At 39.1% G+C, this 14,852-nt stretch carries 14 protein-coding genes; 11 read left to right on the plus strand and 3 right to left on the minus strand.

The window, feature by feature from the left end:
• Positions 1-12: 12 nt before the first annotated feature.
• Positions 13-1,326, plus strand: coding sequence for a sulfatase family protein (locus BUF13_RS13305; RefSeq protein WP_083586454.1), 1,314 nt, complete (start codon positions 13-15; stop codon positions 1,324-1,326).
• Between the two features lie 92 nt (positions 1,327-1,418).
• On the opposite strand, the gene BUF13_RS13310 is transcribed toward BUF13_RS13305, so the two are convergent.
• Positions 1,419-2,801 (minus strand): sulfatase family protein, encoded by a 1,383-nt coding sequence (locus tag BUF13_RS13310; protein WP_073572282.1) that lies wholly within the window; start codon positions 2,799-2,801, stop codon positions 1,419-1,421.
• A 121-nt stretch (positions 2,802-2,922) separates the two neighbouring features.
• Here BUF13_RS13310 and BUF13_RS13315 point away from each other — a divergent pair, with 121 nt between their 5' ends.
• The 4 genes from BUF13_RS13315 to BUF13_RS13330 all read left to right on the plus strand — a co-directional run bounded on the left by BUF13_RS13315 (position 2,923) and on the right by BUF13_RS13330 (position 5,528).
• Complete coding sequence (locus BUF13_RS13315; protein WP_073572283.1) at positions 2,923-4,089, plus strand: MFS transporter; 1,167 nt, start codon at positions 2,923-2,925, stop codon at positions 4,087-4,089.
• A gap of 80 nt (positions 4,090-4,169) precedes the next feature.
• Positions 4,170-4,601, plus strand: coding sequence for a DoxX family protein (locus BUF13_RS13320; protein ID WP_073572284.1), 432 nt, complete (start codon positions 4,170-4,172; stop codon positions 4,599-4,601).
• A complete protein-coding gene (locus BUF13_RS13325; RefSeq protein WP_073572285.1) occupies positions 4,598-5,074 on the plus strand; it encodes a glutathione peroxidase in 477 nt (158 codons plus the stop codon). Before BUF13_RS13320 ends, BUF13_RS13325 begins: the two co-directional genes overlap by 4 nt.
• 1 nt (position 5,075) lies before the next feature.
• The gene (locus tag BUF13_RS13330) at positions 5,076-5,528 is read left to right on the plus strand and encodes a MarR family winged helix-turn-helix transcriptional regulator (protein ID WP_073572286.1); all 453 of its coding nucleotides are present in this window, start codon (positions 5,076-5,078) and stop codon (positions 5,526-5,528) included.
• Positions 5,529-5,632: 104 nt separating this feature from the next.
• Here BUF13_RS13330 and BUF13_RS13335 read toward each other — a convergent pair whose 3' ends face one another.
• Together BUF13_RS13335 and BUF13_RS13340 are read right to left on the minus strand one after the other, a co-directional pair.
• A complete protein-coding gene (locus BUF13_RS13335; RefSeq protein WP_073572476.1) occupies positions 5,633-6,277 on the minus strand; it encodes an NAD(P)-dependent oxidoreductase in 645 nt (214 codons plus the stop codon).
• A gap of 130 nt (positions 6,278-6,407) precedes the next feature.
• The gene (locus BUF13_RS13340) at positions 6,408-8,780 is read right to left on the minus strand and encodes a TonB-dependent receptor (RefSeq protein ID WP_073572287.1); all 2,373 of its coding nucleotides are present in this window, start codon (positions 8,778-8,780) and stop codon (positions 6,408-6,410) included.
• Positions 8,781-8,964: 184 nt separating this feature from the next.
• On the opposite strand from BUF13_RS13340, the gene BUF13_RS13345 reads away from it, so the two are divergent.
• From BUF13_RS13345 to lhpI, 6 genes are all read left to right on the plus strand, one after another.
• Positions 8,965-9,999: a sensor histidine kinase gene (locus BUF13_RS13345; protein ID WP_073572288.1), complete on the plus strand. Its 1,035-nt coding sequence runs from the start codon at positions 8,965-8,967 to the stop codon at positions 9,997-9,999.
• Positions 9,996-10,688, plus strand: a complete 693-nt coding sequence (locus BUF13_RS13350) for a LytR/AlgR family response regulator transcription factor (protein WP_073572289.1) — start codon at positions 9,996-9,998, stop codon at positions 10,686-10,688. The genes BUF13_RS13345 and BUF13_RS13350 overlap by 4 nt, the downstream gene beginning before the upstream one ends.
• 17 nt (positions 10,689-10,705) lie before the next feature.
• Positions 10,706-11,638, plus strand: a complete 933-nt coding sequence (locus BUF13_RS13355) for an FAD-dependent oxidoreductase (protein ID WP_073572290.1) — start codon at positions 10,706-10,708, stop codon at positions 11,636-11,638.
• A gap of 194 nt (positions 11,639-11,832) precedes the next feature.
• A complete protein-coding gene (locus BUF13_RS13360; protein WP_083586455.1) occupies positions 11,833-13,011 on the plus strand; it encodes a DUF3500 domain-containing protein in 1,179 nt (392 codons plus the stop codon).
• Positions 13,012-13,039: 28 nt separating this feature from the next.
• Positions 13,040-13,705, plus strand: coding sequence for a hypothetical protein (locus BUF13_RS13365; protein WP_134204466.1), 666 nt, complete (start codon positions 13,040-13,042; stop codon positions 13,703-13,705).
• 182 nt (positions 13,706-13,887) lie between these two features.
• Positions 13,888-14,829, plus strand: coding sequence for a bifunctional Delta(1)-pyrroline-2-carboxylate/Delta(1)-piperideine-2-carboxylate reductase (gene lhpI / locus BUF13_RS13370; protein WP_073572292.1), 942 nt, complete (start codon positions 13,888-13,890; stop codon positions 14,827-14,829).
• Positions 14,830-14,852: the final 23 nt, after the last annotated feature.

Consider the following 14,852-nt stretch of genomic DNA (forward strand, 5'->3'; position numbering starts at 1 on the left):
TAGTTTTATTGCATGAATTCAGGATTCCGTATTACTCGCATCAGCTCTTTCCTTATCTGCTTTTTAGCACTTATTAATTCAGCTTTTTCTCAGGAAAGGAAACCTAATATTATCCTAATTATGGCTGATGATCTAGGAGTAGAAACTATCAATTCTTATGGGGGAACCTCCTACTCTACTCCATTTATCGATGCGATGGCTGCAGAAGGAGCTCAATTCGAAAATACCTATGCCCAACCGCTTTGTACACCTTCTAGGGTGCAATTGATGACAGGGCAATACAATGTGAGAAACTATACAGTATTTGGTCAGCTGAATAGAGATCAGACCACTTTTGCCAACCTTTTGAAAGATGCTGGATACAAAACAGCCATCGCCGGAAAATGGCAGCTTGGAAAAGAAAAAGACTCCCCTCAGCACTTTGGCTTTGATGAATCATGTCTTTGGCAACACATGCTAGGAGCAACTGATAAGGATGGAAATGACACCCGCTATTCCAATCCTGTTTTAGAAATCAATGGAGTTGCCAAGCATTTTGATGGCGGCCAATTTTCCACGGATATCACCAGTGATTTCTTGATTGATTTTATTGAGAAAAACCAGGATCAGCCCTTTTTCGCCTATTACCCGATGATTATTACCCATTGCCCTTTTGTGCCGACACCGGACTCAAAAGACTGGGATCCTACTAGCCCAGGTTCTCCAACCTACAAAGGCGACCCTCAATATTTTGGAGACATGGTAGCTTATATGGACAAAATCGTCGGGAAAATCATAGCGAAAGTTGATGAATTAGGATTGAGCGAGGATACGATAATCATATTCACGGGAGATAATGGAACGGACGAGCCGGTAGTTTCTATGTATCGCGGAGCAGAATATCCTGGAGGAAAAAAATATACCACTGAAAATGGAATGCATGTTCCTCTAGTTGTCAAATGGGATGGTCACATCGCACCTGGCACCCAAAGTAATGACCTAGTCGATTTTAGTGACTTCCTCCCTACTCTATTGGATGTTGCTGGGGTAAAAGCCCCTAAAAACCTTTCTTTGGACGGGGTAAGTTTTTATCCTCAGCTTATGGATAAAAAAGGAAAGTCTAGAGACTGGATCTATAGCTGGTATACCAGAAATGGTGATCTGGAAAGCCTTAAGGAATTTGCCCAAAACACTGAATACAAGCTTTACACCACAGGAGAATTTTTCAATGTTGAAAAAGACTGGCTAGAGAAATCCCCTCTGATTTATAATGAACTGGACAAAAGTGGTAAAAAGGCATTCAAAACCTTGAACAAGGCATTAAAGAAATACGAAGGGATTCGATAATTAAAAGCTAGAAGACTGAGGACAGAAGACAGAAGGTTTTCCTTACCCTCCATCTCTTTTGAGGATATTTTTCCTTGGTAAAAGGTTTGAATCTAGCCCTTTTTTGCCTTCAAAAACATCTTTGACTTCTTCTCCATTTTCTTTCTCATTTTCTTCAAAATAGATTGAAAATTGGGGTTAGATGCAAGATTGGTTACCTCCAAGGGATCCTCGCTTAAATCATATAATTCTTCATGGCTAGGATCATTGATGTATCGGAAATACTTCCATTGGTGAGTTCTCATCGCCTCACTGGGGGCAATGATAGCAACCTGCCACAAATGCTCAAATAGGAAGTCCTTTCTCCTCCCCAATTTGGAAGAAATCAAACTTTCGCCTTGCCAGGTTTTGGGAGTTTTGATTCCTGCAAAATCCAAAATGGTATAGGGAACATCAATATTTAAAGCATACTCTGGCGTTCTAACCCCCCCCTCCTTTCTTGGATCAAAAACTATCAAAGGAACTCTAAGAGAATTATCATACATCAGCCATTTCCCAGCTAGCTGCCTTTCTCCCAAAAAGTAGCCATTGTCTCCCATCAGGATAATCACCGTGTTGTCAGCAATACCCTTCTCTTCCAAAGCTTTCCTGATTTTCCCAATCTCAGCATCTACCTGAGAAATCATCCTATAATAGCCTTTTACTGAATGCTGGTACTTTTCTGAAGTTTCATAGCGCCAGTGCCAACGAGTTCTATTTTCACCGGTTCTGACGTATTCAGGTTGTTCGAGAAAATACTTTTCATCTCCCAATTTGGGATCAGGGATCGTGATGTTTTGATATATTGTATCGTATTCCTCATCCCAGAAATATTGCAAAGGAGCCGGATCATGGGCATGGGGAGCAGAAAAACTCAAGGACAACATAAAGGGCTTTTCTTTCGGAGAATTTTCAATGAATTCAATAGCTTGATGACCCGTATAGCGAGTTAGATGAACAGTATCTTGATCGATAGTTTTGTAAAAATACCCTCTTCGATCTTTGAATTTGCCATTTCGATCGTAGCTATCTCCTTCATCAAACAAATTTCCAAACTCAGGATAATTGACACCAAACTTTCCGAAAAAACCAGTGTAATACCCGTTTTCTCTCAGAATTTCTGGATAAGATTCATCCATGTAAACCTGCTTGATATCCCCCTGCCCAAAAGTATAGCCATGGGTTCTTTCATATAATCCCGTCAACAAACTTGCACGACTTGCCGCACATATTGGAGTTGTCACAAAGGCATTTTCAAAATAAATCCCTTGCTCCGCAAGACGATCCATTTCGGGAGTTTGGATAATATCATTCCCAGCAAATCCCAAAGCATCCCATCGCTGATCATCAGTCAGGATAAAAATGATATTGGGACGTTCGGTTTGAGAAAATCCATTCTTAGCTGAAAAGAAGAAAAGCAAACAGGCGAGAATAATCCGGGTCTTAGATTTGTTCATTTTGAAAAGAAATAAATTTCAAATAGATATCCATCCTGTACTTTAATTTTTTACTTCCTTGGCCCAAAGTGTAAAATAAAATTTAGTTTATATATTTAGTTTTACCCTTTCCCCTATTCCATTGAAAAAGAGAATTCTCCTCCTCATTATTTATTTGGCATTTATTAGCTTGGGATTGCCTGATTCCCTTTTAGGTTCTGCATGGCCAGCCATGTTTGATGATTTGGGAGTTCCTTTGGATTATGCGGGAATCATCTCCATGATTGTGGCGGCCGGCACGGTAGTTTCCAGTCTTTTTAGTGGTAAAGTCATCGATAAATTCGGAGTACCTTCAGTGACCACATTCAGTGTATTTCTGACTGCCGCTGCATTGATGGGCTTTTCTTATTCTCATCAATTCATTTATCTCTGCTTTTTAGCCATTCCTTTGGGTCTAGGCGCAGGAAGTGTAGACGCAGCTTTGAATAATTATGTAGCACTGAATTACAAAGCCAAACACATGAATTGGCTGCATTCCTTCTGGGGTGTGGGAGCTGCAATAGGCCCGATGATCATGGCTGGATACTTGGCACAAGGGGAGTCCTGGTCAAGGGGATATAATACCATCGCTTGGATTCAGATCTGTTTGGTTGTGATTTTATTGATTTCCATTCCTCTATGGGTTAAAAAGAAAAACCCTTATGACGAAATTGAAGAAAAGTCCCACGATCATCTGTCCTTACTGAAAAATACTCCCGGACTTAAGCCTGCACTTATACTCTTCTTTTGCTATTGTACTATAGAAGCTAGCTTTGGACTCTGGGGAGCCAGTTATTTGGTATTTGAAAGAGGTTTCGAAGCAGAACAGGCGGCAAGATTTGTCTCACTTTACTATTTGGGAATTACAATCGGAAGGTTCCTATCAGGTTTCCTGACACACTTTTTCACCAATCGACACCTAGTCTATTTAGGACAAGGAGTCATCGCTCTTGGATTAATTTCATTGTTTTTACCTTTCGATTTCTTAGTCCTTCCTGGCTTTCTATTGATTGGACTGGGATGCGCTCCAATCTTCCCGAGTTTGCTGCATGAAACTCCCGTGAATTTTGGACAGAAAAAAAGCCAGGCAATTATGGGCATGCAAATGGCCAGCGCTTATGTAGGGATCACATTGATGCCCTATATTTTTGGAAAAATCGCCACAATATCTGGCTATTCTTTTCTATTGGGATTCTTGGGAATATTCTTGGTTTTGATGTTTGGGCTAACCAGAGCAGTAAACCAGATTACTAGTAAGGTGTCTCGATAAGCCACTCAATCCATCAACAAATTTGTTTTTAAGAAATTGATATTTACATTTGTATCGTTCACGATTTAATCTCTAGCGATATGAAAAATAAAACAAACTGGATTCAATCAGGTTTTAGAATTCTATTGGGAGCATTTATGACCCTTGCTGGAGTTGGTCATTTGACATTTCAGAGGGAGGAATTCCTAGCACAGGTACCCCGATGGCTACCTTCTGACCCTGCTTTTATGGATTTTGTAGTCCTTTCTTCAGGTGTTGTCGAGATTGCTTTTGGACTTTCCATGATCTTTCTGGTCAAGCATAAAATAAAGGTGGGGATCGCTTTGGCTATCTTTTACATCCTGATTTTCCCCGGAAATATCTCTCAATACACCAACGGAATTGATGCTTTTGGACTGGATACCGATCAAAAAAGACTAATCCGCCTCTTTTTTCAACCCGTCCTAATTCTTTGGGCACTCTGGTCTACAGGGGCGTTGAAATATTTAACCACAAAAAATAACACACAATGAGTTTCTACGATTTTGAAGCAAAAAAACTAAACGGACAAAACACCTCCATGGGTGATTTCAAAGGCAAAACCGTGGTAGTCGTCAATACTGCCAGCAAATGTGGTTTGACTCCACAGTACGAAGGATTGGAAAACCTATACAACAAATACAAGGATCGTGGCTTGGTGATTTTAGGATTCCCGTGTAATCAATTCGCCAACCAAGAGTCTGGTTCTTCCAAAGAAATTGAGGAGTTCTGCCAGCTAAATTATGGCGTGAGCTTTCCGATGTTTGACAAAATTGATGTAAATGGGAAAGACGCCCATCCTATATTCAAATACTTGAAATCTCACTTGAAAGGAGGAATCTTGGGAAGTAGAATCAAATGGAATTTCACCAAATTTGTCATTGATAAAAACGGGAAACCAGTAAAAAGATTTGCCCCGGTTACCACTCCTGAAAAGATGGAGGAATACATCCAAAAAGTCTTATAAAATGAGTAACAAACTAGCCAGTTTATATTTGGAAAATCAGCTTTGCTTTCCGCTGTATGCGGCATCAAGGCTGACTACCAAGATATACACCCCTTTCCTCAACGAGCTAGATATTACCTACCCTCAATATTTGGTATTGATGATTTTGTGGCAGCATCCAGAACAGTCCGTCAATGAGATAGGTAAAAAATTGCTTTTGGAATCAAACACTTTGACTCCTCTACTCAAGCGGATGGAGCAAAAGAATCTGATCCAGAGAACTCGCTCCAAAAGTGATGAAAGGTCCGTTGTGATCACTTTGACTGAGAATGGATTATCCCTAAGAGAAAAGGCACTTTCTATTCCAGAAAAAATTGCTGATTCATTTCAGGATGAATCCATTTCAAAAGAAGAGGTAGTTTCATTTAAGCAGACTCTCGATAAGTTATTGGGGATTTTGGCTGAAAAAGCTTAATACTGAAACCCAAAAAAGAATTTGTCGCTTTGAGCGACCCGACAATTGTGCGGGATCAAAATTTGAAGGATTCGACCCCGCTCTGACTGACAAAAAACTATCCTTTAAAGATTATACAAAAAAGGAGCTTCTTGGATAAACTGATCAGAATGAAGCTGCTCGATCAGAAAACGAGCCAAAGACTTAGCACTGATTTTTTCCCCTTTGCAATCCTTCAAATCGGTTCCAACGGAACTTTCCTCATCTGTCAAATCTATCATAGGAAGCCTAACCAAAGTCCATTTTAGATCCGATTTTAGCAATAGGTCATATTCCTTTTGCTTGCTTTGAGTAGATTTTGGAAAAGTTTGCTCCATCCAAGCTGTGGCCTGAAGATTTCTTTCACTTTTCTGATCTTCAGGAGTATTGACATTCAATCCAGTTGTCACCACGTATCTTTCAACCCCTTGGGACTTCATTGATTTCAGAATGATGGCTGTAGCTATTTCAAATAAATCAGGTGCACTTGTAGGAATTCCTAACCCCAGAGTACTGAGGACCGCATCGCAACCTTCAAGCAGTTTTTCAACATCTTTTTCTGAAGTCACATCTCCCAGAATTGGAAACAGATTTGGATGGGATTCAGGGATTTTTTCAGGATTCCTAATTAGAAGATTTACTTGGTATCCTTGTGATGAAAGCTCTTTTACGAGGTAAGTTCCTGATTTACCTGTACCGCCTATGACGGCTATTTTTTGAAATGATTTCATGATTTTCTCTATAAAATGTATGGAAATAAAAAGAGAGCCTTCCATCGAAATGGGGCTCTTTTGGACTAAAATGGTCCTTTGACACTATTTATAGAGAGATTCTAATAGCCTAAAGATAAGAAATTAGCTGCTAAAATCTTCTTCTCGTACCACTAAACTCCATCGCTTCTCCTTTACCAAATCCAAAGCTGACCCCGAAGGTTATAAATCGGCCTCTTAATCGATAACTATATTGAGAGAAATCGGTAGAAACGATCTCATTTTTCTGAACTCTGGAAGCGAATACATCTCGGACACTTAGGTTGGCAATAACTTTCCCTTTGATAATTTTCTTTCTGATTCCGATATCCGCCAATGCATACCCCTTGTTGGTCCTCTGGAAGGTCTGAAATGATGATCGGTAATCTCCCACAATCTCTAGGGTAAAGTCTGCAGGAAGATCAAACTTATTGGTCAATTTGCTGGACCATTGACTGGATGTAAAACCAAAAAGAGTTGATTCATATGTTCCTGACCTATCGAAGTAATTATAATTGAAGTCAGCATTGATTCCCCACCATTGAGTTGGTGTGACTTTCCCATTGACTTCCAAACCAGTTACCTGATTTGTCCCAATATTCATCGGCATGGTAATATTGATACCGTTTTCAGAGAAAGTTACATCCTCCACTGTTTGGGTGATGTATCGATGATAAATCGAACTACTCAAGGAAAAAAGTGCATGATCAAATATTCCAGTCACCTCATAGCTATCTGTATACTCAGGAAGTAGGTTGGGGTTACCCGTTCTGACACTGTAGGTATTTCTGATATTATAGAAAGGGTTCAAATCAAAAAATCGTGGTCTTGAAATTCTTCTGGAATACCCCCCTTGGACTGAAAATCCTTTGGTAAGCTTGTATGAAGTATGCAGAGTCGGAAATAAATTGGTAAAATTCTGATTATTTGACTCCCCCGTTTGCTTGAGCTCGGTGCTGAGATCTGTACTTTCCATTCTAAGCCCCAACTTTAGTCCAAATTTATCCCCTTCATATGCGCCCGTTCCATAAATCCCCAAGACATTCTGAGAATAATCAAAATCATTGGAAAGAGTGGGAATGACAACCCAGATACCATCTTCCAAATCACTGATTGAATAGTTGTTTTTAACCTTACTGATAAAATATTGTCCTCCTGTCTCTAGGGTGAATTTTTCAGCAAATGGACGGGTATAATCTGCCTGGAACGTATATTCCGCCTGACTAAAATCGTTTTGGGTTTGTTGTTGGGAGGTTTGAGCTCCTTCTCCAAAGGTTGGTGTATTGCCAAATTCTGAAGATTGGTCTTTGGCAAAGGAACTACCAATTGCAGATATCAATAAAAAGTGGTCTTCTTTATCTGAAAAATCACTTTTATACTGCAATTCATATTGCCACTTAGGATTATCAGCGATTGTAGATTCATTTCTAGTCCAGCCTGAAAGCAAGGTATTTGCGGCACTATAAGACCCGAAATTGCCTGTAGAATATTCTGTTTCTCCCTCGAAAGCATAATTACCAGAAAGTGTAATTACATTTTTATCATTGATATAGAAGTCAGAACCCAAAATCAAATTAAAGAACTTCTCATTTTTCTCTGCATCTCCTATATTTTCCACTCGGGTACCATCGCTAAGATTTCGGTTTATTGTCTCAAAATCTTCAGGCATAGTCCTATATCCCACACCTAACTGACTGAAGATATTAAATCGGTCTGTTCGTTTATTCAAACTAAAACCCAAACTGTGATTATTGGGTACCCCAGTATTTAAAGTCACTGATCCATTTATTCCCTTTTTCTCATCTTTTTTCAGAACGATATTGATAATTCCAGACGTTCCTTCCGCATTGTATTTTGCTGAGGGATTGGTGATCACTTCTACTCGCTCAATCATATCGGCAGTTACTGTGCCTAAGGCATTCCCTCCATCACTGGTTAACACTGAAGGTTTACCATTGATCAAAACTTGAACCCCGCCAGTTCCTCTAAGTAAGATCTGCCCTTCGATATTCACATTGACGGAAGGAATGTTATTTAATACGTCAAGGGCACTTGCACCGGTACTGCTTAAGTCTTGTCCAACATTAAACACTCGTTTGTCCAACTTGAACTCAGTAGTAGATTTTGCACCTTGTACAACTACCTCATCCATCAATTTTGAATCTTCTTCCAAAACAATTGTCCCTAGATCTACTTTGTTATTGATCACTTCAAAATCAGATAATTCTTGAGTTATAAACCCCATAAAACTGATCTCTAGACTAAAGTTTTCACTTGATGTAGCCAAAAGCAATGTTCCATCGGCCTGTGTTGTCGTTCCTGCAAGCATATTCCCTGTGACTTTATCCAAAAGCTTGACCGTAGCGAATTCAATTGGGGCTTGACTTTTACCATCAATTACTTTTCCAGTAATTTCCACTTCTTGTGAAAAAGCAGTGTTCAGCCCAATGCTGAAAAAAAGAATACATATCAATGAAAGTCTCATAGGTCCTGGTTTTGTTTTCGAAGTCAAATTGCTTTGGATTCTTTATCTTAAAAAATAAACTCGGTGAACGACCGACCTTTCCAGACAAACAACAAATAGATTCAGGAATGGTCGTTTATCTGGAAAAAAGTGCCGTTCACCCTAAGCCTGATTCAATATGAATTAAGACTCTTACCTTTCTTTTATGGAAATAGAATTGACTCATAATAAACTCGCCAAAAAGGAACTGTTATTTCAGATCATCCTCCATTTGATGGTTTTCTATTTTCTTACTATTGACAATGTTAGAGGAAAGGTGGTTTATGAATTGGGTTGGTTTCAAGTAGCTTCTTTTAGCAATTATATTCTTGCTAATGTTCTTATTAGCTATGTCCTTTTACCCAAATTCTTTTATAAAAAAAAGTATCTGCAATTCGCTATTTCCTTCCTTTTCATTGTTCTGGCAGTGATTTTTATTGAGGAATTTTTCTTAGATAAAATCTTTTTCCCAGAAACAAGAATTGCCGACTTTAAAGGTGTGATACTCAGTTTGGGAGAGTCATTATCCGTATTAGTTACTTTGTGCGGGATGAAAATTGCATGGGATTCGGTCAATAGGCAAAAAGAACTGGATCAGCTCAAAATCATGGTAAAGGAAAGCGAATTATCCTTTCTCAACTCTCAAATCAATCCCCATTTTCTATTTAATAACCTAAATAATCTCTACTCATATGCCGTGGAGCAATCTCCCAAAACTCCAGAAATCATCCTTGGACTGAGTGGAGTTCTGCGCTATATGCTCTATGAATGCCGGGAAAAAACCGTTCCCCTACTTAGTGAAATCGAACATCTCAAAAATTTCATTCAGCTCTATGAGTTACAAATTGAGGAAAGGGGAACCGTAGATTTCAAGATCCAAAACGTCAACAATCATTACCAAATCGCTCCATTGATTCTGAATGTTTTTGTGGAAAATGCTTTCAAACACAGCCAAACTGGACAATCTGAAGAAATTCAAATTTCAGTTTCTGCCAGAGTCAATTCAAGGGGAGAATTTGAATTCACCTGTATCAATAATTTTGAGGAAAGTGAATTTGAAGAAAATAACCACCATGGAATCGGTCTCGAAAATGTCAAAAAGCGACTATTTCTTTTGTACCCAGACAAGCATCAATTGACTATTCAAAAATCAAAAAATGTCTATAGCGTTTCCCTAATTATTCAATTAGAAGAAGTATGAATTGCATCATTATAGAAGATCAGCCACCTGCTCAACGGATTTTGAAAAAATACATTGAGGACCTAGGGACTCTGGATCTGAAGGGGGTTTTTGGAGATCCACTGAAAGCAATGGTATACCTTCAAGAAAACTCTGTGGATTTAATCTTTTTGGATATCAACTTACCCAAGCTAAGTGGAATTTCATTTTTGAAAAGTCTATCGAAAAAACCTCAAGTAATCCTAACAACTGCCTACTCTGAATATGCATTGGAAGGCTACGAATTGGATGTGACAGATTATTTACTCAAACCTTTTTCCTTCGAAAGGTTCCTCAAAGCGGTTTCAAAAGTCAGAAATTCTCAAAACCCTGAACCAATCCCTCAATCCCTTCCACTTAAAAAGGAACACTTTATCAAAATCGGATATGAACATATCCGGATAGCTTTTGAGGAAATTTTATACCTATCTGCTGATGGTGACTACTGTGAAATTCATCTGAATGATAAAAAACACCTATCCTCAGAAACTCTTAAAAAGTGGATAGAAATGCTTGAAGGATGGGATTTCTTTCGGGTTCATAAATCATACGTGGTAAATATCCATCAAATCGAAAAAGTAAGTGGGAATACTCTTTATCTCTATAATGGAACTCAATTGCCTATCGGAAGAGCTTTTAAAGAAGAATTTATGGAGAGGTTTTTAAAGTAACTTTTCTAAATTCCTCCATGAATTCAGCAACAGTGGTAGGCTCTGGAATTATCGGATTGACCTCGGCAATTGCATTGCAGAAGGCCAGTTTTCAGGTAAAAATCATTTCCAAAGAGGCTTTTCAAAACAGCCTTTCCCATAAGGTGGGAGCTATTTGGTTTCCTTTTGAAATAGCCCCCAAGGAGAAAACCAACCTTTGGGCTAGCCAATCCTACACCAGATACCTGGATGATTTAAATAAGCCCTCAGGAGTTTCCATGATTCCCTTTATCAATGCTTATGTACCCGGATCCAATACTGAATGGAAAGAGCAATTACCTAAAGGGACCGTTCGAGAGGCTAGTAAGGAGGAACTCCCTGCAGGAATGGAAAATGCCTTAATCGCGAAAGTTCCTCTGGTGGAACCCATACAATACCTACCCTATCTTTTTGAGAAATATTTAGCTAATGGCGGAGAGTTTAAACTCAAAACAATTTCCTCTCTTCGGGAATTAGCTGACTTGGATGATATCGTTATTAACTGCACCGGTTTAGGCTCAAAAGAACTTTGTCAAGACGAAGAACTTTACCCGATTCGAGGTCAAATATTGAGATGTAAGAGATTTGATTCGATTTCTTTCGCAGATCCCACGCAAAAAGGAGCATTGCGATACATCATCAACCGAACCCATGACGCAGTAGTTGGTGGGACGGACTATGAAAACGACTGGAATGAATCCATCGACCCGAATGACACTGATTTGATTTTAAATAGAATCGAAAAATCAGGCGTCAAGCAAAAACCAGTCATCCTAGAAGAACTGGTCGGCCTAAGACCCAAAAGAACGGCTGTCAGGTTTGAGTTTGATTCAGAGTTTCCAAACGTTTTTCACAATTACGGACATGGCGGGGCAGGTTTTACTGTTGCTTGGGGATGCGCTTTGGAGCTAGCGGAAAATGTAAAAAAATAGGTTAAAGGGCTTTAACCGGAGACTATTTATTCTCGCCAATAATTAACTAACTTCTTATATAATCGATGTTTTTTACGACGAAATCGGATTTTCATTGAATTTTTGTTAATAAAATTAATTTAGGTTAAGAATATCAATAATTGAATTTATAGTTCATACATTTACGACCAGTATCAACTAACAACCACTCAAATATGAGAGCAATATTCAAAAATTTACTTTTCATTTTGGTAGCGATGCCAATTTTGACTTTGACATCCTGCAAGGATGATGATGAGCCTTGTACCGAATCCACCTGGTATCAAGATTCAGACGGAGATGGATTAGGAAATCCAGACGTAAGCGTTTCAGCATGTGAGCAGCCTGACGGCTATGTCTCCAATGATGACGATGATGATGATACAGGTTCCACTGGAGCTCTTGACTGTACCGAGTATACAGGCTATGATTTGGTAGAATGTCTGGCAAATTCCTTCCTAGGGACATTAAGCTCTTCCCAACTTGATGAGGCTCAACTCACCTACAGCGTGAGCACAGCTCAAGAATGGTCCAACTTACCTGTGGGAAATGTTCCCAGACCTGGAATTGGCCTGGAAGATTTATCCACTACACAATTGGCAGCAGCAAAAGCTCTTTTGGTAGCTGCTTCTGGCGAAACCGAAAATGAAGGCTATGATGAAATGATGCAAACACTAAATGCCGATGATTACTTAAATAATGTTGGAGGAAATGGATATGGCTCAGGCCTCTATTATTTAGCGATTTTAGGAACGCCTTCTTCAAGTGGAACTTGGGAGGTCATGTTTGGTGGACATCACTATGCTTTTGGAAACACCTATACAGATGGCGAATTGGTTGCAGGAACACCTTCTTTTAGAGGGATTGAACCTTTTGGTACTTTCACTTGGGATGGAGAAAGCAATCAACCATTAAATCAAGAGCAAGAAGCATTTGCTGCATTGCTTCAATCTTTTTCAGATTCGGAATTAGCAACAGCAAAACTAAGTGGTTCTTGGAGTGATATCCTTGGAGGTCCAGGAGAAGATGATAATTTCCCATCTACCTATTCTGGGATCAAGGTTTCAGCACTTTCCGATTCTCAAAAAGAGCTAGTCAAAACAGCTATTAAAACATACGTTTTGGATATCACCGATGCCGATGCAGTACTGATTTATGAAACTTATGTTGATGAATTAGATGAAACCTATGTGGCATATTCTGGTACGACAGGGGTAGAAACTGTAGGGGATTATGTTAGAATTGACGGCCCATCAGTTTGGATCGAATATAGTGTTCAGAATGGAATTATCTTATCTGATCCACATCCACATTCAGTATGGAGAGATAAAGGAAATGACTATGGAGGCAACTAAATTGAAAAAAGCTATCCTATTAAATTGCATGCTTTTAGTAAGCAGTTTAATGTTTGCCCACCCTTTACCTAGTACCAAAGTCAATTTAAAAATCAAAAATGAATTGATCTACGGTATCGCAACCATGCCTGTCCATGAATTGGAAACTGCCACCAAAAGAGAACTTGATAGCAACAATCTAGATCTATCATTTCTCAGGGAATATTTCCAAAAACATATTCAGGCAAGTAGTCCTAATCAAACTTGGGAGGTAAAGATTAATTCCATTGATTCTTTCAAAGAAGATGATGGAGAGCAAGGTGGACACCATGGAGTGATTGAGTTTTTAACAATTGATTTTGAACTCTCCCCAAGTAAAGGAGACCTAACTGAACCTTTTGTTTTTGACTTTGATGCAATTACCCATGAGGTGGTAACCCACGATGTTGAGATTTTCCAGATCTCTGAATCAAACGATGATTTGGAAAAGAAAAAACTAGGAGAAATTACCTTGAACATTCAATCAGGTGTATTCGATCCTGTAGAAATAAAATTGGATGGACCTATCCAAAAAACTCAAACTATTGCTCTCAAACCTGTAGATGAATCAATTACCGATCCTAAAACCATTAGCAACAAAATGCTTTCTTATATTGGAATCGGGACTTTCTTGGTTTTAGGTCTCTTTGGAATATTTAGATCCAGAAAAAAATAAAGCCAACCTTCAACCAGAAACGTGCCTGCAAGAAATTGCATGGCACGTTTTTTTGCCCATTTTTTTTAAATCACTCAAATCATTAGAACAAATTAGTCATATAGGTCTTTTTCACTAATCAATTTCAAATCCAAAAGTTTTTTGAGGAAATTCAAGCTTTGTAAACTTTCAAACTATTCCTCATGTTGATTATTCCTGACGAGAAAATCATTGAACTTCTTTCATATTCAAGCCTAATTGAAGCTTTAAGTGCAATTTTTAAATCTGATTTCACCATGCCTGTCAGGCATCATCATTTTTACAAAACAGAAGAGGGCGAGGAAAACACCTTGATCCTAATGCCGGTTTGGAACAATGAGTACATGGGAATGAAGCAGGTGACTGTGGCGCCTGCCAATGCAAAAGCCAATATGCCATCGATTTTTGCTCAGTATATCTTAAGTAATTCAAAGACCGGACAGCCACTGGCAATGATGAATGCAACTGAGCTCACTGCAAGAAGGACGGCATGCACATCAGCCCTTGCAGCTTCTTTTCTTTGTAGAGAAGATGCCGAAAACCTTTTGATTGTGGGTGGTGGAAAAGTTGCCCAACATTTAGTTCATGCCCATTTAGAAATAAGAAACTTCAAAAAGGCCAGTGTTTGGATGCGAAATCAAGAGAAATTGGAAGAGTTTGTAAGCAGTTTGAAGGAACAGGGAATTCCAGCAGAATCTGTTTCAAATTTAGAAGAATCAGCCAGAGAGGCCGACTTGATTTCTTGCGCAACCCTTTCTCCTACTCCCGTCATTATGGGCGAATGGATAAAACCAGGCACGCACTTGGACATGATTGGCTCTCACAAGCCGACAACTCGTGAAACGGATGATGACGCCATCCGAAAGAGCTCCATTTTTGTAGATTCTCGTGAAGGAGCTTTACATGAAACTGGAGAGTTGGCAATCCCAATTGCCGAAGGAATAATTAGCGAGAAAGATGTCAAAGCAGATATTGTAGAACTGGTCAAAGGAATTCACCCTGGAAGAACAAGTCCTGAAGAAATCACGCTATTCAAATCTGCCGGTTTGGCAGTCGAAGATCTTGCAGCCGCGCTTTTGGTTTACAAGGGCTTCAAAAAGGCATAAGAAATTGAATATGTTTTCATAAT

The organism is Algoriphagus zhangzhouensis, from assembly GCF_900148515.1.
Classification (GTDB): domain Bacteria; phylum Bacteroidota; class Bacteroidia; order Cytophagales; family Cyclobacteriaceae; genus Algoriphagus; species Algoriphagus zhangzhouensis.